Raw genomic sequence first — 17,376 nt, 5'->3', positions numbered from 1 at the left:
ACAGTTCTTTTGAGAAAAGGCGTACCTATTCTTTGGAATGCGGATACTCCCATCCTTCCGGTATTTTCTCCATGTACAGAGACCGTGATGGAAAAGCCGGGTTCACTCCTTCTTCTTCAAGAATCCGGATGACGGTGAGATTAATCTCCTCTTTCACTTTGTACCATTCAACCCAGGCGGTCGTTTTCGTAAAGAAATAAAGATAAATATCATAGGAAGAATCATTCAGTTCACTGAACCGCACGAGAATTAATTCATTATCCACTTCATCATGGTCCCGCAGCATCTGATCAATCCGGGATACGACCTTTTCCAATTTATCAGGGGGTGTCGCGTATTCCACACCTACCGTAAATGTAATCCGGCGAACATGCATCTCCGACCAGTTCGTAATCGCCTCATTAGCCAGAACCTTATTGGGAACCGTAACGAGCGAATCCGCAAAGGTGCGTACCTCCGTGCTCCGAAAGCTGATATCTTCCACAAGCCCTTCCACCGTTGGCGTTTCAATCCAGTCTCCATTTTTGAACGGCCGTTCGGTGACGATAATCACGCCACCGAGAAAATTGCTCAACGTTTCCTGGGCAGCGAGTGCCACCGCCAGACCGCCGAGACCAAGTCCTGCAACGAGACCGTTAATATTGTAACCCCATTCATAGGCCACCAACGTTATCGTCAGGAGGACGATGGCAAACCGGGTCAACTTCGACATAAATGGAATGATCATACTGTCCGAACCGTCTTCTATTTTATGGGAAAAACGATGGAACAGGCTCGAACTCGTCGATGAAAAATTGAACAGTCCCCAACCGATCACCACGATCACAATGGAACGGTAAATCGTGTTAATGACATTCATCGGATCGGGCGGGATCGGCAGGTACAACACCGCCAGGTAGATACCGAGCACTCCAATAAAAAAACGCACCGGTTTTTCAAACGACGTCAGCATGTTGGTAAAAAAGGAAGTCGGCGACTTTTTCGCAAACCTCATGATGATTTTAAAAATGTATCTGGTGAATACTTTACGAAATACGAATACCACGAGAAAGATGAGACAGGCAACGCCGATCTCCTGCCAGGGCAGCCCAAGCACAGCATCCCGCCATTGATAGATCACATCCATCACTACATCCATCGTTTTCCCTCCATATGTAACTCCCGATTCCGTCTCTCCGGTTGATGGCTTATTCTGTCATGAGACTTCCCTGCTTCATCAGGACAAACGGCTTTCGGAGTTGTCCATGATCCAGTATTTCAAGACAATTCAGCGGCGCACCGTCATAAAAAAGTCCATATCTTTTCGATATTCGACATTTTAGACGGTTTCTACCTTTATTCTGTCCATGATATTACCGTACTGGACACTCCCAGAGGGGATGTGTCCCTTATCTGGCTTCCACAGTACCCCATGGACAAAACAGAAGGGCAGTATACAGCATAGCATACTCCTTTTCCTTTCATCATGCATATGTCTTATTCTACTAAAAAGCACGCGTCTGTGTATATCCTTTGCTCCCATGACACACCCTACACAAAAAAGAAAGGAGGGGGCCGATGTCCTCCAAAAACCGGAAAGGCCCGAAGCAGCAGGAGAAACCAGATCTGCCGCAGCCGCCGAAACAACCGTACGGTGAACCAATGGACGGATCCCATAAAGTGAAAAACCAGAACCACACCCGACAGAAAAAGAATGCTTCCCATGATATGTGAATATATGTAAAGAACCCAAAAACGGCATGAAGAAAACATTCCACGACGAGGCAGCCTGGTACAAAAGACTGCACTCTTCGTGGAATACTTATTATTCACACTTATTTAGCCGAATGAATCTTTTACATAAAAGCGCTTTATTCCACACGGCTCCCCAACCGGTCTCAACAGAAATGTCTTTATACGGGGCACTTAGTTCTTCGTAAAATTTTTCATAGGATTCAAAATCATTTTTATACATTTTGGATTAATGCACCTGAAATATGGGATGAATCGAAAAGAGGTAGAGGGGTAGTTATTGCCATTATTGACTCTGGGTGCGACGAAGATCACCCTGATTTAAATTCTAATATTATTAGTGGTTTCAATTTTATAGATGGTCAGGATAAAACAGATTTTCATGATAGTTTAGGTCATGGTACTCACGTAGCCGGGATTATATCGGCTAACCTCCATGGCTGCCCCGCATGTATCTGGAGGGCTGGCATTACTATTACATTTTTATACGTTTGAGACTATTAAAACGTTCATCATTAATCGAAGAAACTCAAATAAGCACCCAACGTTCTTTGACGTTATAAAGACATCTGAAAAATTAAAGCTAGAACACAAGAAATACTTTTAAGAGATGATTCATGTCACCTTTTTTCTAATAACCTTAATTAAAGTAAAAATCAAACTGGTTAAGATTCCGCAGCCTGTGGTCATCATAATTCCAAGTGTTTGCCAACCTCCAACAAAGAAGATGCCATAAATAATGATAAGTGCTCCAATTAAAATGGTAACAATATCAGGGAAATAACGTCCCTTGTTTTTAAAAATACAGGAAAGACTAAAATATATAATGATGGCTCCTACCATACCGATTATTATTACTGAAAACCAACCTTCTGTCACCTCATTTAATCTGTTCATGTTAAATACCTCCAAATAATCGGGCGTTCCTTTTGATATTAATGGCAACATATCCTTCAAACCCAGCATTTTCACTGAGTTGGCATAATGCGGCAAGAATGGAAGGGGTGACAGACAGAATGCTTTCTTCTTTTCGATGGTAAGATGCGTTCTCTAAATACTCCACTAAAAGAAACCCTTCATCATATTTTTTTATTACTGCATTCTCCTTGATTTTTATCTGGTGATTCCATTTTATTCCCTTTCCTTTTTTCATACATCTTTCTACCCGTTTCCATCACCGGTCCAGGGTTCTGCTCCGACGACATGGAGACTTTGATGACTTAATGAAACTTCAATGTTACCGGATTCATAGGTGCTGTACAGTTCAACGTCTGTCTCCCGCAGTGTCTTTACTACATCTGCAGAAGGATGGCCGTAGTCGTTTTCACCATAAGAAAGAATGGCTATTTCCGGATGTACAGCTTCCACAAATGCAGCACTTGTAGACGTTTGTGCGCCATGGTGGCCAATCTTCAATACGTCGGCTTCCACGTCATATTCATCCATCATTTCTACTTCATTTTCAACCGTAGCATCGCCGGCAAGTAACACTTCGGTTTCTCCATACGTGAAATGAAGGACAATCGAGGACTCATTCATCAGTTCGCTTTCATTATATCCATTCAGTATTTGTACTTCAGCGGTTTGTGTGTCCAGGTATTCCCCTTCTTCCGCCTTCACAACATGAATGCCCTGTTCCTCGATCACTTCCAGGTACTCCTGATACGTTTTTGTGGTATGTTCTTTCCCGCTGTCGAGAACATTTTCGACTTCCACTTCCTTCAGTATTTCAATTAACCCACCAATATGATCGACATCGGGGTGTGTTGCAACCATCCATTCCAGGCTGTCGATGTTTTCTTCTTCCAGATAGTCCATGATTTCTTCTTCCGATCCATGCATGCCCCCATCAATAAGGAGATTCCCTCCCCCTCCGTCCGGTTCAACGAGGATGCTGTCTCCCTGTCCTACATCCAGGAAATGCATATTCAGGTTTTCCGTTTTCTCTTCCGCAGAAATCATCGGCGTACACATGCATCCCATGAGCACGGTCGACACTATGTGCTTCTTGAATGTCATCATCGTCCCTCCCGGTAATTGTCAGCCTTATCTTTCCACAGAATAGAAAAAAATTGAGTCCTGAATTTTTTTCAGCTTAAAATTACGGCTTCACCCCCTACATGATAAGCCACATTTACAGGGCTGTTATCATAAATGGCTTCGACTGCTTCCTGAGGAAGGGGGACTTCTTGATGATTAGTCCATCAATTGTTAACTCCTTTAATCTCCTTCTTATAAAAAAGGTTTCGATTATCTTGTTTTGATAATCGAAACCTTTTTTTATTTATGATATAGTTACCTATTCGATCGTTCCCGTACCTTCTTCTAATTCACTCATATCAACAGCATTATCAATCGCCTCTTGGGGAATTTCTATATCATCAATGTCATTAAATTGAGAAAGGGTAAAAGAAGCAGATTGAGAGAAGCTCATTGTCTCTCCTCCTTCTTCCACATCCATGTCAATATCGATATCCATGTCTTCCGTAAAGAAAGTGTCTTTGTTAATAGATACTACATAATTCAACGTTTCAATATTCATGGCCTCCATCATCTGCTCAACTTCGCTTGCTTGTGCCTCCGTGTTTGTTCCCATTGTTGCAAACTCTTTTCCTATCTCTAACAAATCATCTCCAGAACCGTCTACGCTCAACACGTAACGATCTTCTTCCTCTTCCACTGAAATGTTTTCTGAGCTTTGTTTCATTAGTTCCAACTGTTCTTCCGTTGACACTTCCGTCGTTTGTGTTAATTGGTCTATTCCTGTATAGTCTGCCCCGGCTTTTAACCATTGGTCCTCTTCAGCCATATACATATAAAATGTTCCATCTTCATCTACATATTGTTCCATACTCATTTTTCCAGCTCCCATTGGATTTGGAGCATTTACTTCTTGATAAATCTTGTATGGATCTTCACTTATATCCGAAGATACTTCGAAATCCATTGGAATTTCTTCTTCCCCGGCTGTGATCGTTTGTTCCATATTCCCTTCCATGTGATAACTGTTCATGTCGTTCATCGCATCAGTCGACTTCGTAATAATCTCATCAACAGACAACTCTTCTTCCGGAGCTTCCTCTTCATTGGTTTCATTTTCAGAATCAGATTCCTCTGTTTCCCCTGTTTCTTCAGGCTGCTCTGCCCCTGCATTCTCTTCTGCTTCGTTTTCCCCGCAAGCGGTTAATACCCATGTACAAGCGCATGCTGCTAAAACCCACTTTAACTTTTTCATCTCTATTCCCCCTATAACATATTTGCACCATTTTTGTTTTTATTTGTTATGTAAATAACGGTACGTTCATGAAAAATTATCCAAAACTGATTCTATCCTTCTACACAAACCTTGTAAATCCGACAAAGGTTCCGCGATAATGGACCTGTATTCTCCAAAAAACTTTATTACTTTAACATTACATGATAAAAGGTACATATAATTTAATCCAAAAAATTCTTTTTTTTATAATTTATGTGTAGTACTATAATATTTGTTGAAAGGAGTGGGATGATGAATTACGTGTACATAATTATTGGTATAGCCTCGTTTATAGGCATGTATTTATTTGTAGATTTCCTTATATCGTTACATGACATTTTTATTTTTTTCCACTTATTTTATTAATATGGTATATCGTTTCTACAGTGATTAATTCTTCAAAGAAACGTAAAGATGAGGAAATAGAATCTTCTAAAGATGGAGAAGTTGCTGCGACAAAGAGTGAGGTGAAAGGAATTGGTGGTTGGTTAATAATAGTAATTACAGTCCTGGGCATTGGTCTAATATTTTCATTCTTTATAGCCATTACAGATGGGGAAGTTATTTTGAATCCTGTAATGTGGCAGGAAATATCACAGCCTGATGGATCATTATACCATCCACTTCATGGACCGCTTATCATTTTTGAATTGATATTTCACATCGTTTTGGTCGTATTCACTATTGTCCTATTAATACTACTGTTTATGAAAAAAAAGATATTTCCCCCACTAATGATAATATTTCTGTTAAGCCGCTTCATCATTGGAGCAATTTTAGCTTTTGCTTCCTATAACGTGTTAACAACTATTCCTTATTTTGAAATGAACGAAATAAAAACCGACTTGTATTCTTCCCTTGCAGGAGCAATAATAGGTTGTGCCATTTGGGTACCTTATTTTTTCGTATCTCAAAGAGTAAAAAATACTTTCGTCCAATAATATAAGGGAGATCATTGGATAGGTTACACTTCGTTGGACAGATATCAATGAAGGTCACAGCAAATAAAAACGGAGATCAATATAATCACCAAACGAGTACGGAAGAGCTTTTCGAAAGCATTTAAAGAACAATTCGTCCGCTACCTGGAGGCAAAGAGGCATCCGCTGCAGGCGGACGTTTTCCGCGGGCAGCGCCGCCCTCTGCTCCTGTCTTCGTCTCTTTTGGAAAAGGGGGCTGCGACAACACAAAGAAACCTTTGGGGTTTCCATAGGTGAACACGACACTAATCGGTAGGAAAGCCTGAGACAATAGAGAGTGTGTTGTCTGCTTTACGTTGGGGTGTACCGATGGAATAAACGGATGAAACAGGCTTTCCATGGATGACCGCGGAATATGGATAGATACTGCCCTCGCGCATGGCGGACCATACGTCCGGCAAATAAGCCGGCTATCAATTGAACAGTTCGGCACCATCCTTGCTGAACTGTTCAATTCTTTTCCATACTGTTCAACTTTATTTCAAGCCACCATAGGTTTGATCCGGCCAAATAAAGTATCTAACTTGATTTAAATTTATAGTAGTTTTATTCATTTTTTATCTTTTGTAAACCGAGCCTTCATATTTTGAGCGCTATCTTCAAGTAAAACATAAACAACAGGTAAGAACATCAACGTAATAAAAATGGAGAATGAAAGACCAAAGATAAGCGCAATGGCCATCGGCTGTTGATACTGTCCAGCGTGACCTGTTGTAATCGCCAATGGAATCATGGCTGAAACCGTAGTAATAAACGTAATAAAGATAGGCCGGTACCTTTCCTTACACGCCTGTTTCATCGCATCATATCGTTCCATTCCAGCAATACGAAGCTGTTTCATTCGGTCAATAAGCAAAATTCCATTGTTCACAACAATTCCGATCAAGATCAACATTCCCATTGCGGAGAGCAGGTTAAGGTCTGTTTGAGTAACAAATAAACCAGCTAATACCCCAGTGAGTGTCAACGGGATCACGCTCATGACAACGAACGGATGAATCAAGCTATTAAACTGGATGGACATAATCGCAAAGACAAGGAGTAACGCTGATAGTAATACTACATACATTTCTTGTGAAGTTGTCTCCTGATCGGCAATTTGTCCACCAACTTCTACGGAGTACCCTGGTTCAACCATATAATTGTTAACGACTTGATAAATATCGTCACTAACCTCACTGAGGTCTCGACCATCCACATCCCCAAGTAGTTGAATAACTCTTTCTCCATCTTCATGGGCTATCTCATTTGGCGAAAGTGCTTCTTCGAATGTAATGTAATCACTTAGCGGCTTTTCCCCATTATTTGTGTTGATCTTTACTTCTTCAAGGGAAGCAGCGTCTTGAATATCGTTTCCATAAGACAGCATAACAGGTATTGAAAAACCTTCTGCCTTGATAGCGCCCGTTTCTCTCGTTGTGGACAAAAGGGTTAATTCATCTTTAATATCCGTAGGGGTCAACCCATCCATGGCGGCACTTGAACGATCAACAACAATCCGTTGTTCATCACGACTGTTTTCAAAAGTACTAGTAATACCTTGTATCCCGGGAATATCAGCCAATTCAGTACCCAAACCATCTGCCAATCCCCGAAGCTCATCTAAATTATCACCCTTGATTGATATTTGAATGGGATATGTCACAGATCCAGAAGCGGTAATAGGGTACTCTTTAGACATCTCTTGTAACTGGGCATGAATCACTGAATTTATTTCGTCTTGTGAAATCGTTGCTTGTTCTTCAGGCGTCATCTTGACATAAAGATACATTTGGTTTTGTCCTGAGTTACGGATGTTGTACCCTTCAACATCTTCCATTTCTGAAAGGAAATGAGACATCCTTGCCGCTACCCTCTCACGATCTTCATGGGTTGTTTGTTGCTCAAGACCAACATAAAATTCAGCTTGACGGTCATAAAAATCAGGCAAAACAGTGACAGGCGTAAAAAATGTCAAAGATAGAGAGGCCAGAAATACCAGAAAAAACAGAAGCACGATTCCCACTTTTCTTCTTGTCTTTTTACCCATCCAGTCAATGTAGCGATCGATCCTTGCAAAAAAGGCAGATGGCTTAGAAGATTCCTTCTTTTGATTGACTTTCAACCACTTTTCAGACATCACAGGAATAAAGGTAAAGCAAATAATGAGTGCAGAGAGCTGACTAAAGACGATAACCGCTGCAATCACCTTCGCAAACTCCCCCACCTGTCCGCTGATGAGGCCGATAGGTAAAAAAACCATAATCGTTGTGAGGGTTGAAGCAATGACTGGGGTAAAAACTTCTTTGGTCCCTTGTATGGTGGCTTCCCTATCATCAAGTCCCCTTTCCTTTTTCTTATAGATGGATTCCATAATGACGATAGAAGAGTCAACAACCATACCTAATCCAATTCCAATACCCAGCAAGCTGATTAAGTTGATACTAAAATCAAACAAAGCCATCAGCAAAAACGTCATGAGAACCGTAACAGGAATAGATATAGCCATGATGACTGTTGCTGCCGCATTTCTCAGAAACAAAAAGAGGACAAGAACAACGAGGAAACCTCCAATCAGGACATTTGTTTGCAAATTGCCGATGGAACTTTCTACAAAGTCTGATTGAACGATTGTTTCATCCAATACAAATCCATCTATATTTCCTTCTTGTTCAATTGCTTTTAATTCAGATCTGACAGCTTGAGTCAACCCCGCTTGCGTGGCTTCATTTGTTCTACCTACAGACACCCACACATAATTGTTATCTCCATCACGCCATAGTTCTTGATTATTTCTGCTTTCATCAACTTTAATATCTGCAATGGTGCTTAGATGCACAACACCGTTCTCAGAAGGAATGAGAAGGTTTTCGATTTCCTCCATATCCTGTAAACTTGTATTCCATGTTAATAAAGGGGTACCTTCTTCTGCATTGGAGCGACCAATCGAAACATTGCTATTTTGCTGCTGTAACACATTCTCTACTTCATCATACGTTACACCCGCCTGATTCATCTGTTCAGGTTCTAGTTGAACCATGACGGTCCTTTCCATTTGACCAACCACTCTCACTTCTTTAACTTCCTGGAGAGATTCCAATCGCGGTTTTAATGTCGTTTCTGCAAAGGTAGTCATGGTTCCCATATCTCCATCATATAAATCCATGTAAAATTCATAGCGCTGTGCAGATGTATTACGAGAAATTTCTATATCTTGAGCAGTCGAGATACTTCCTTCCACATCACCTACCGCATTCTTTAGCTGCTCATAAGCTTCATCCCCAACCTCTTCTTGAAGGGTAACTGTAATTGAGCTTAAGCCATCAGTTGAAACAGATTCATATCCTTGAATGCCTTCTACATTGGAAAGCGCCTCTTCAATTGGATATGTTACATTTTCCTCCATATCTAAAGCAGGTACATTGGAAGCTTCAGCTGATACCGTCACCGTGTCATGAGTCACCTCTGGATAAAACTGATTTTCCAATGTATCCATGAACATCATACTTACCACAATCATTCCAATGATGGCGTAGGCAACAATAAACTTTCTCTTCAACAAAACCTTAAGCAAATTCATATTATCCCTTCTTTCAAAAATATTTTAATTCGTGTAAAAATTTTACTTTACATACAAACATTTTACACGGCGGGAGTATTTAATACAATTATATTTTTCAAATATATATATATTTGACTAAAATATATAATGGTGATACTATGTAGCTATGGACAGAATGACAGCAATCAAAGGCAGTCTAGAAATATGTGTACTCAGTATTCTTTATAAGGAACGCAGTTACGGTTATGAAATTATGAAAGAGCTTGAGAAATTCAACATTAAATTGAAAGGAGTAGGTAGCATATACCCCATCCTTACGAGGATTAAAGAAAAAAAACTTGTCAATGTAAAAAAAGAGTTCGCTGAAGATGAAAGACCTCGTATTTATTATGAGATAAACGAAACAGGAATTGCTTTTTTAAAGAATGAAATGCAAGAATGGTACGCTATTCAACACGACATTGACTCCCTAATGACTCACCATGCAAAGGATCTTAAGGAGGATAATTAAAAGATGAAAGAAGAATTACTGCCTTACGAAAGCCGATATGTTAATGAGATTATGGACATACTCAAATCAAGTGGAGTGAAACCCTCTTACCGGGAAGATGCTAAAGAACAGTTAGTTGAACATCTTCATGAAGCACGACTGAATAATGAGGATTTTAAAGAAACTCTTGGAACACCTGAACATTTTGCTCTACACTTTATGGATACAGCTGTCACACAGGAAGAACAAGAAGTCACTAAAATGAATATTAAAGAAGCCAAGCACCAATCAAAACGATATTTTTCATTAAAAGGACCTTTGTTTTTTTTGGTTTTGGCAAGCATCTTCTATTTGGGGCTGCAATTCTCAACCGTCTTAATTTTCACACCGGTTCTTGCACCAGGTTATGGAGCATCTTTTCATCTATTTGTCATCTCAGACTTCCTCTGGTGGAATATTCTTGTCTCAGCCATTAACGTCTGCATTGCATTAGCGTTAAGTGCCATGACCATGTACCTATTAGGAAAGCGTTACCGTCTATGTTAAAAGGAGGAAGAGCTTATAAGCTTTCCTCCCCTTTGCATGTGTGTTTTAATTACGTTTCATCATGTTGCTATATACACCTTCTGTATCAATTTGAGCTCGTTGTAGAGTATCGCTGTAATCAATGTAAATACTTTTCCATTCGCTAAAAGTATCTAGTGCCGCTTGCCCCGCTTCTCTTAATCCATTTCCCGTGTCTTTTGTCCCTCCAAATGGTAACTGGATCTCAGCGCCAGAGGTTCCGTGATTGACATACACAATACCTGTATCAAGATCTTTTATCCCTTTAAATGCCCTGTTTACATCCTTAGTGAACAAGGCTGTAGACAATCCATATCTTCCTGAATTATTGATCTGTATTGCATGTGCTGCATCTTGTGCCTTGATTACTGAAAGAACTGGACCAAATATTTCATCATTGGCAAATTTACTATCGGGAGTTACTGGACCTACAATTGTAGGTTGGAAAAAATGACCTACTTTGTTTTCGTACCTCTCTCCCCCGTAGAGAATATCCAAACCGTGTTCTCTTGCCCAATCCATATAGGATTCCATCCGTTCTACAGCTTTTTCGTTAATTAATGGGCCAACATCAATTCCTTCAAGGCTTCCCTCTCCTACCTTCAGCTCGGCTGCTTTATTTAATAATCTTTCAACAAAGTCGTCATAGATCGCCTCTTCTACAATAACCCGACTTGCGGATGTACATCGCTGACCGCTTGTACCAAAGGCTGCCCAAATCACTCCCTCTGCAGCTAATTCAAGGTTGGCATCCCTAAAGACAATGATGGCATTTTTACCACCAAGCTCTAATGAAACTCGCTTTAAATTCCTGGCTGCATGCTCATAAACTCGCCGTCCGGAATCAGTAGAACCTGTAAAAGACAGATGTTTCACTTTAGCATCTTCTACAAGCGCTTCTCCCACTTTTCCATCACCTAAGACGAGATTAAAAACCCCAGGTGGCAGTCCACTGTCTTCAAAGCATCGAACAAACTCAGCAGCGATTGCAGAGGCTTCAGGAGAAGGCTTCCACACAACTGTATTACCGAGAATTAAAGAAGGGAGGATCTTCCACGAAGGGACGGCAACCGGAAAGTTAAATGCACTAATTGCACCAATCACACCCACTGGTTCACGAACTGACATGGTCCATTTGTTTGGCAATTCCGAGGGGATAGTATGCCCAAACATTCGTCTGCCTTCCCCACCCATGTAATAAGCCATATCAATCGCTTCTTGCACTTCACCTTCCGCTTCAACGGTTGTTTTACCGATTTCTTTTGTAATTAGGTTAGCTAACGCGCTTTTTCTATCTTTTAAGATTTCTCCTATTTGAAATAAAATTTCGCCTCTTTTAGGAGATGGTATATTTCTCCATAAGTGAAAAGCCTGATCAGCGTGTTCAACCACTGTTGCCACATCAGCTGCAGTGGAAGTAGTTAGTGTTGATACAACTTGTAAATTCGCCGGATTTCGATTTTCAATTATCTGATTTCCACTACCTTCAATCCATTGATCTCTTACAAAATTTTTGCAATGATATACCATTATTACCCCCTAGATCCAACTAATTGATTTGAGTGATATTTGTTTATAACTTCTATAACACTTTCCTCAATAATATCAAGCGCTTCAGCCAGTTCTTCTTCTGAAATAACAAGTGGAACCAAAAATCGTAGGACATTATTGTAAAGACCAGCTTTAAAAAGGATAACGCCTTTTTGCATACATTTTTGGACAATTTCTAAAGTTTCTTTTTCTGCTGGTTCCAAAGTTTCTTGATTACGAACAAGCTCAAAGGCCAGCATCGCACCGACTCCCCTGAATTCTCCATTTTCAACAGGGATGGATTTCTTGCGAAGATTGTCAACTTTTCCCCTAATCTGATTCCCTATCGCTTTTGCGCGTTCCCCTAACTGTTCCTCTTCATAAATATCCAGCACAGCTAAACCTGCCTCACAAGCAATTGGGTTTCCAACAAACGTTCCACCAACAGCCCCGTCCCCTGCACTATCCATAATACTAGCTTTACCAATGACAGCTGAAAGCGGTAATCCTGCTGCAATTGATTTGCCTAAGGTAACGATATCAGGTTCTATACAAAAATAATCAGAAGCAAGGAACTCTCCAGTTCGACCAAAGCCGGTTTGAACTTCATCCACAATAAACACGATTCCATTTTTATTGCAGATTTTCTGCACTTCCCTTAAATAATCATAGGGTGGTGTAATAAATCCAGACTCTCCTTGAATCGGTTCAATGACCAGCGCAGCAACTTCATTTGGTGAAACTTGTGTCAAGAACAAGTTTTTAAGTGACTCAAGAGATTGTTTTAATACTTCTTGTGGATCACTGGTACCCGGCCAGCGATACACGTTAGGATAAGGAACCCGGTAAATGTCATTAAAAAAAGGACCCATGCTTTCTTTGTAAGGTTTCACTTTACTAGTAAGAGACAAAGAAAGCATGGTTCTTCCATGAAAGCAACCATCAAAACAAATGACACCCCTTTTACCGGTAGCTTTACGAGCGATTTTAATCGCATTTTCAACAGCTTCTGTTCCTGAGTTGAAAAAGGCAACTTTATTGTTTTCTTCTCCTGGAACAACTTTGCTTAATCGATCCGCCAAGTTAATATATGACTCATATGGAAACACTGTAAAATCGGTATGAGTAAACCTTAAAGCTTCCTTTCTAATTGCCTCAACAACTTTTGGGTGACTATGTCCTACATTTAAGGATCCTACTCCTCCAGCTAAATCAAGAAAAGAATTACCATCAACATCCCAAATTCTAGCACCCTTAGCATAATCCACTATAGATGGGACAAGATTGCCAAAAGCTCGCGCAACTCCTTCCTTCTTCTCTAAAATTTTATTGGAGTTAGGTCCAGGCAGCTCCGTTTTAATGTTTGCAAACGTCATATTATCTCTCCTTAAATTGAACTGAAATCGAAAATGTTAAGCTCGCCGTTGCAATCTTCACATCATTTACCCAAGCAGAGGAATTTACGATACCACCGTTTCCAGTTTTTCTAACCAAATCAGTTTCAATCCTAATTTGATCTCCGGGATAGGCAGGTTGTAAAAATCTACTCTTTACCCCTGCTAACATATATTTCTGTCCATCTTTGTCTTTGGAGCTCATTTTACTCAGTAATATCGCTGATTGAGCCATCGCCTCCGTTATGAGAACACCTGGGAAAACAGCTTCTTCAGGAAAGTGTCCTTGAAATAAGGACTCATTTCCGGTTAGATTCTTTATGCATGTAACAGATTTCTCATGCTCAAAATCAATCACTTTATCAATAAAGATAAATGGATATTTCTGTGGAAGCAGTTCTTTCACTTGGTTATAATTTAAGTTCATGGCTCCCCCCTTACATGCTTTTAACCATTAATGTACTGATCTCACCAGAATAGTTTTGGGAAGTAAGTAAAACTTGCTCTATTTTCCTGGATTTAGAAAATGCTCCTTCCTGCCTTTGAGAAACAGAAGACTCTTGAAACTGCATTTCTTTAACACCTAAAGGAACACGTTGTTTTCTTAATGTTCCTAACGCCGTAATAAGTTGAAATAGACCACTTGCCCCAAATGATTCACCAATCATTTTTTTCACCGGAAATAAAGCAATACCCTCGTCATTAAACAAGTCCAGTAAGACATCTTCTTCCACTCCGTCAAGTTCAGCACAGCCATTCGCTCCTGATACTATTAGATCGATATCCTCTGGCAACACTTCTTCATACGAAAGCCCTCGTTTAATAGTATTTTTAAAAACATTAAACCTATGATCTTTTTTTCGGTTTAAAGAAAATCCACTTTCCCAACCTTTAATTTCTCCATATGTCGTTGCCCCTCTATTTTCTGCAGTCGACTGTTTTTCTAAAACGACAACACCAGCACCTTCACTTGCTAAGATCCCTGGAGAACCTTTTGAAAAAGGGACCCCTTGTATAGACGAGTACGCCGGAGGTAAAAGGCCAGATTGTTCATAAAACCAAATAATTTGCTCGTCCAGTTGCTCCCCGCCCCCTACTATCACATAATCCGCTCTTCCTTTATTTAAAAGATTCAGAGCATAACCCAGAGCATCGATACCGGCACTTTGACCTGTCGAGATTGTCGTGTTACTTGCCTTTGCTCCAAAACGAATTCCCATTTGTCCTGCTGGTGAATTTGCCAGTGCATTAGGTGCTTGCATAGGACTAACAAACTTTGGACCTTTTGTAAGGACGGTTAAGTCATACTCCACTGCTGATTTCATACTAGTAAAGTTACAACCGACGACGATTCCCATGTCATTTTCTACCGAAGTATTTTCCCATAGCAACGCATCTTCTAAAGCCAACCGCGTAGCAGCCATGAGGTATTTCGTCGCTGGCTCCATAAATTTAAGCCCTTTTTTCCCTAAGAGGTTCTCAGGGTTCCAGTTGTCTGAAACCCTTAAAACCTTTTGCTGAAGAATATCACCGTAGACTGGTGCCCCTTTCTCATCTATCACTAGATCCCAAAATTGTTCGACATCATCGCCAAACGGTGTGATATTTCCAATTCCCGTTACAACTACAGGATCTTTTTTATTCATGGCTGTACCTCCCCAGAATGATATTGCATACGTTGCCGCCAAAGGCAAAAGAATTGCTGATTGCATAACCCACAGAAGCAGGTTGACTTTTATTTGGTACAACATTTTGAATACACTCTGGATCAGGATCACTATAGTTCATTGTTGGAGGTCGTACTGAGTGGTAGATGGCAAGCGTACAACAGACAGACTCAACCCCACTTGCTGCACCCATGGTGTGACCAAGCATGGACTTAATTGAACTAATTGGAAGCTCATTTGCTTGGTCTTCGAAAACTCGTCTTATTGCAATCGACTCCGTATGATCGTTGGCTGCCGTTCCTGTTCCATGCGCATTCACATAAGAAATGTCACCTCGTGAAATATTCGCATCCACCAGCGCTTTTTCCATCGCATTTACAGCTCCTTCGCCTTCAGGATGCGGAGCTGTACGGTGGTAAGCATCACACGCTAAGCCGTATCCTTTTACCTCAGCGTAAATAGTGGCACCACGATTTACAGCATGTTCGTATTCTTCCAACAACAAGACACCAGAGCCTTCACTGACATTTATACCGTCTCGATTTTTATCGAACGGTCTAGAGGCTTGATCAGACAATGCTCCGAGGCGGTGAAACGTCGTATAAATAACACGTGACATAGCATCAGCTCCGCCTACAACCGCAACTTTAGCTTTTCCATCTTCTATTAAATCTTTCCCAAATCCAATTGCATAATTTCCTGCGGCGCACGCTGTTGGAATAACCATACATGATCCTTCACTCCCTATTTCTTCAGAAACGGCAGCCGGTATTATATTTAACGGATATTGGGGAATGTAAGAACCTTTCTCATATTTCTCATTATTTTCCATCGTAAAATCATGATGCTTCTCCAAAATCGAATTATTTCCCATTGTCGTCCCGATACAAACCGATGTGTCAGCAGCCACCTCCTCCATATTAACCTTTGAATCTCTTAAAGCCATTTTTGCAGCAGCTACAGCTAGCTGTGTAGTTCTTCCATATAAATTAGGATCGAGGTTTTCAAAGTAAAGTGTCGGATCAAAGTCTTTAACTTCTCCACCTATATTTACACTAAAGTCCTCGGTGTCAAAAGATTCAATAATTTGCTCATTGCCTTTTTTCCCATCACACAAATTTGCCCAAAACTCATCTGTTGAGCTACCAATGGGTGAAACGACACCCACTCCCGTCACAACTGCGCGTTTAGGCATGAGTAGTTTCCTCTTTTACTTTCAATAATTCTACGACTAATTCATAAACGTCGTTTAATGATTTAATACGCGGTATAAACTCCTCTTTAACTGTTATATTGTAGCTCTGCTCTATTTGAGCAATGATTTCAAGTGCCATCATGCTATCTACACCTAAATTACCTATAAAGTCATCTGAATCTTGAAAATCATCCTCTTCAATAATCTCAGCAATCATTTCTCTTAATTCTTCTTTTAGGTTTGTCATAGTTCTAACCTCCAATTTTTTAAGAACTAATTCCGCCGTCCATCACGACCACGCTTCCCGTCATGTAACCTGATTGAGGAGAGAGCATGAACTTTATAGTTCCTGAAATCTCTTCTAGTGTCCCTGGTCTGCCAAGCGGAATTTCACTCATTAATTCCTTTCGCTTTTCAGCATCCATGGAATACCACATATCCGTTTCAATAAACCCTGGGGCAATGGCATTTATCAAAATATTGTATTTAGCAACTTCTTTTGATAACGAGCGAACAAAACCAATCTGCGCAGCTTTTGCAGAGGCATAGTTGGTTTGACCAGGAATTCCTATCAGTCCACTGACTGAAGTAATGCAGACAATTCTTCCACGCTTTTGTTTCATCATTTCAAAGATTACGGACTTAGCCAGATTATATGTTCCATCCAAGTTTGTAGTAATAACGTCGTTCCAATCTTCTTCATTCATCATAAGAAGGGGAGCATCTTTTACAACACCAGCATTAATAACCACTGCGTCAAGGCCACCTAAGAATTCTTTGATTTCTTTCACAGAGTTCTTAGTCTCCATCAGAGACCTTGCATTGGATTGAAACCCTTTAACCTCCCCTTTATAATGCTTAGTTGCATCATATACTTCTTCAGCAGCTTGGTGGTTACTATGGTACGTAAAAGCTACATCTGCCCCATCTTTTGCTAAGGTTTCTACTGTTGCTCTACCTATTCCTCTCGAGCCACCTGACACCATAATCTTTTGACCTTTAAACACTCTTCCCCCCCCTATCTCTAT

The 17,376-nt window shown here is 40.4% G+C and carries 19 protein-coding genes; 6 read left to right on the top strand and 13 right to left on the bottom strand.

Features of this window, described 5'->3' with window-relative positions; genetic code table 11:
- Window positions 1-25: 25 nt before the first annotated feature.
- A complete protein-coding gene (locus ACW9JV_RS07470) occupies window positions 26-1,138 on the bottom strand; it encodes a mechanosensitive ion channel family protein (RefSeq protein WP_457332877.1) in 1,113 nt (370 codons plus the stop codon).
- Window positions 1,139-1,557: 419 nt separating this feature from the next.
- Here ACW9JV_RS07470 and ACW9JV_RS07465 point away from each other — a divergent pair, with 419 nt between their 5' ends.
- The 3 genes from ACW9JV_RS07465 (at window position 1,558) to ACW9JV_RS07455 (ending at window position 2,338) form a co-directional block, all read left to right on the top strand.
- Window positions 1,558-1,713, top strand: a complete 156-nt coding sequence (locus ACW9JV_RS07465) for a small acid-soluble spore protein P (protein ID WP_457332875.1) — start codon at window positions 1,558-1,560, stop codon at window positions 1,711-1,713.
- A 117-nt stretch (window positions 1,714-1,830) separates the two neighbouring features.
- Entirely contained in the window at window positions 1,831-2,226 is a 396-nt protein-coding gene (locus tag ACW9JV_RS07460) for a S8 family peptidase (RefSeq protein ID WP_457334640.1), read from the top strand.
- The gene (locus tag ACW9JV_RS07455; protein ID WP_457332873.1) at window positions 2,168-2,338 is read left to right on the top strand and encodes a hypothetical protein; all 171 of its coding nucleotides are present in this window, start codon (window positions 2,168-2,170) and stop codon (window positions 2,336-2,338) included. The genes ACW9JV_RS07460 and ACW9JV_RS07455 overlap by 59 nt, the downstream gene beginning before the upstream one ends.
- 8 nt (window positions 2,339-2,346) lie before the next feature.
- Here ACW9JV_RS07455 and ACW9JV_RS07450 read toward each other — a convergent pair whose 3' ends face one another.
- From ACW9JV_RS07450 to ACW9JV_RS07435, 4 genes are all read right to left on the bottom strand, one after another.
- Window positions 2,347-2,628 (bottom strand): hypothetical protein, encoded by a 282-nt coding sequence (locus tag ACW9JV_RS07450; RefSeq protein ID WP_457332871.1) that lies wholly within the window; start codon window positions 2,626-2,628, stop codon window positions 2,347-2,349.
- A gap of 1 nt (window position 2,629) precedes the next feature.
- Window positions 2,630-2,884, bottom strand: a complete 255-nt coding sequence (locus ACW9JV_RS07445; RefSeq protein ID WP_457332869.1) for a hypothetical protein — start codon at window positions 2,882-2,884, stop codon at window positions 2,630-2,632.
- Between the two features lie 8 nt (window positions 2,885-2,892).
- A complete protein-coding gene (locus tag ACW9JV_RS07440) occupies window positions 2,893-3,753 on the bottom strand; it encodes a ComEC/Rec2 family competence protein (protein ID WP_457332867.1) in 861 nt (286 codons plus the stop codon).
- Between the two features lie 277 nt (window positions 3,754-4,030).
- The gene (locus tag ACW9JV_RS07435) at window positions 4,031-4,966 is read right to left on the bottom strand and encodes a DUF6612 family protein (protein WP_457332865.1); all 936 of its coding nucleotides are present in this window, start codon (window positions 4,964-4,966) and stop codon (window positions 4,031-4,033) included.
- A 407-nt stretch (window positions 4,967-5,373) separates the two neighbouring features.
- Here ACW9JV_RS07435 and ACW9JV_RS07430 point away from each other — a divergent pair, with 407 nt between their 5' ends.
- Complete coding sequence (locus ACW9JV_RS07430; protein ID WP_457332863.1) at window positions 5,374-5,928, top strand: DUF2569 domain-containing protein; 555 nt, start codon at window positions 5,374-5,376, stop codon at window positions 5,926-5,928.
- A gap of 589 nt (window positions 5,929-6,517) precedes the next feature.
- Here ACW9JV_RS07430 and ACW9JV_RS07425 read toward each other — a convergent pair.
- A complete protein-coding gene (locus ACW9JV_RS07425) occupies window positions 6,518-9,526 on the bottom strand; it encodes an efflux RND transporter permease subunit (RefSeq protein WP_457332861.1) in 3,009 nt (1,002 codons plus the stop codon).
- Between the two features lie 148 nt (window positions 9,527-9,674).
- On the opposite strand from ACW9JV_RS07425, the gene ACW9JV_RS07420 reads away from it, so the two are divergent.
- Both ACW9JV_RS07420 and ACW9JV_RS07415 read left to right on the top strand, forming a co-directional pair.
- Entirely contained in the window at window positions 9,675-10,019 is a 345-nt protein-coding gene (locus tag ACW9JV_RS07420; RefSeq protein ID WP_457332859.1) for a PadR family transcriptional regulator, read from the top strand.
- A 3-nt stretch (window positions 10,020-10,022) separates the two neighbouring features.
- A complete protein-coding gene (locus ACW9JV_RS07415; protein WP_457332857.1) occupies window positions 10,023-10,544 on the top strand; it encodes a hypothetical protein in 522 nt (173 codons plus the stop codon).
- A 45-nt stretch (window positions 10,545-10,589) separates the two neighbouring features.
- Here ACW9JV_RS07415 and ACW9JV_RS07410 read toward each other — a convergent pair whose 3' ends face one another.
- Genes ACW9JV_RS07410 through ACW9JV_RS07380 form a run of 7 tightly spaced genes read right to left on the bottom strand, consistent with a single transcriptional unit; the run spans window position 10,590 to window position 17,355 of the window.
- The gene (locus ACW9JV_RS07410; protein WP_457332855.1) at window positions 10,590-12,092 is read right to left on the bottom strand and encodes an aldehyde dehydrogenase family protein; all 1,503 of its coding nucleotides are present in this window, start codon (window positions 12,090-12,092) and stop codon (window positions 10,590-10,592) included.
- A gap of 2 nt (window positions 12,093-12,094) precedes the next feature.
- Window positions 12,095-13,468: an aspartate aminotransferase family protein gene (locus tag ACW9JV_RS07405; protein WP_457332853.1), complete on the bottom strand. Its 1,374-nt coding sequence runs from the start codon at window positions 13,466-13,468 to the stop codon at window positions 12,095-12,097.
- A 1-nt stretch (window position 13,469) separates the two neighbouring features.
- On the bottom strand, window positions 13,470-13,913 hold the full coding sequence (gene fabZ, locus ACW9JV_RS07400) for a 3-hydroxyacyl-ACP dehydratase FabZ (protein ID WP_457332851.1): 444 nt from the start codon (window positions 13,911-13,913) through the stop codon (window positions 13,470-13,472).
- A gap of 10 nt (window positions 13,914-13,923) precedes the next feature.
- Entirely contained in the window at window positions 13,924-15,132 is a 1,209-nt protein-coding gene (locus tag ACW9JV_RS07395; RefSeq protein WP_457332849.1) for a beta-ketoacyl synthase N-terminal-like domain-containing protein, read from the bottom strand.
- Window positions 15,125-16,348, bottom strand: a complete 1,224-nt coding sequence (locus tag ACW9JV_RS07390) for a beta-ketoacyl-[acyl-carrier-protein] synthase family protein (protein WP_457332847.1) — start codon at window positions 16,346-16,348, stop codon at window positions 15,125-15,127. The genes ACW9JV_RS07395 and ACW9JV_RS07390 overlap by 8 nt, the downstream gene beginning before the upstream one ends.
- Complete coding sequence (locus ACW9JV_RS07385) at window positions 16,341-16,595, bottom strand: acyl carrier protein (protein WP_457332845.1); 255 nt, start codon at window positions 16,593-16,595, stop codon at window positions 16,341-16,343. Before ACW9JV_RS07385 ends, ACW9JV_RS07390 begins: the two co-directional genes overlap by 8 nt.
- A gap of 19 nt (window positions 16,596-16,614) precedes the next feature.
- Window positions 16,615-17,355, bottom strand: coding sequence for an SDR family oxidoreductase (locus tag ACW9JV_RS07380; protein WP_457332843.1), 741 nt, complete (start codon window positions 17,353-17,355; stop codon window positions 16,615-16,617).
- Window positions 17,356-17,376: the final 21 nt, after the last annotated feature.

The sequence above is a fragment of the Salibacterium sp. K-3 genome (assembly GCF_054052005.1).
Note: the sequence above shows the minus strand (reverse complement) of the source record. Positions and strands in the feature narration are given on the sequence as shown.

What these genes read in the sequence shown, in the direction of transcription:
- ACW9JV_RS07465 (WP_457332875.1), top strand. Translation starts at nt 1,558, where the DNA reads ATGTCCTCCAAAAACCGGAAAGGCCCGAAGCAGCAGGAGAAACCAGAT.
- ACW9JV_RS07420 (WP_457332859.1), top strand. Translation starts at nt 9,675, where the DNA reads ATGGACAGAATGACAGCAATCAAAGGCAGTCTAGAAATATGTGTACTC.
- ACW9JV_RS07415 (WP_457332857.1), top strand. Translation starts at nt 10,023, where the DNA reads ATGAAAGAAGAATTACTGCCTTACGAAAGCCGATATGTTAATGAGATT.
- fabZ (WP_457332851.1), bottom strand. Translation starts at nt 13,913, where the DNA reads ATGAACTTAAATTATAACCAAGTGAAAGAACTGCTTCCACAGAAATAT.
- ACW9JV_RS07390 (WP_457332847.1), bottom strand. Translation starts at nt 16,348, where the DNA reads ATGCCTAAACGCGCAGTTGTGACGGGAGTGGGTGTCGTTTCACCCATT.
- ACW9JV_RS07470 (WP_457332877.1), bottom strand. Translation starts at nt 1,138, where the DNA reads ATGGATGTAGTGATGGATGTGATCTATCAATGGCGGGATGCTGTGCTT.
- ACW9JV_RS07395 (WP_457332849.1), bottom strand. Translation starts at nt 15,132, where the DNA reads ATGAATAAAAAAGATCCTGTAGTTGTAACGGGAATTGGAAATATCACA.
- ACW9JV_RS07440 (WP_457332867.1), bottom strand. Translation starts at nt 3,753, where the DNA reads ATGATGACATTCAAGAAGCACATAGTGTCGACCGTGCTCATGGGATGC.
- ACW9JV_RS07445 (WP_457332869.1), bottom strand. Translation starts at nt 2,884, where the DNA reads ATGAAAAAAGGAAAGGGAATAAAATGGAATCACCAGATAAAAATCAAG.
- ACW9JV_RS07455 (WP_457332873.1), top strand. Translation starts at nt 2,168, where the DNA reads ATGGCTGCCCCGCATGTATCTGGAGGGCTGGCATTACTATTACATTTT.
- ACW9JV_RS07405 (WP_457332853.1), bottom strand. Translation starts at nt 13,468, where the DNA reads ATGACGTTTGCAAACATTAAAACGGAGCTGCCTGGACCTAACTCCAAT.
- ACW9JV_RS07425 (WP_457332861.1), bottom strand. Translation starts at nt 9,526, where the DNA reads ATGAATTTGCTTAAGGTTTTGTTGAAGAGAAAGTTTATTGTTGCCTAC.
- ACW9JV_RS07385 (WP_457332845.1), bottom strand. Translation starts at nt 16,595, where the DNA reads ATGACAAACCTAAAAGAAGAATTAAGAGAAATGATTGCTGAGATTATT.
- ACW9JV_RS07450 (WP_457332871.1), bottom strand. Translation starts at nt 2,628, where the DNA reads ATGAACAGATTAAATGAGGTGACAGAAGGTTGGTTTTCAGTAATAATA.
- ACW9JV_RS07435 (WP_457332865.1), bottom strand. Translation starts at nt 4,966, where the DNA reads ATGAAAAAGTTAAAGTGGGTTTTAGCAGCATGCGCTTGTACATGGGTA.
- ACW9JV_RS07410 (WP_457332855.1), bottom strand. Translation starts at nt 12,092, where the DNA reads ATGGTATATCATTGCAAAAATTTTGTAAGAGATCAATGGATTGAAGGT.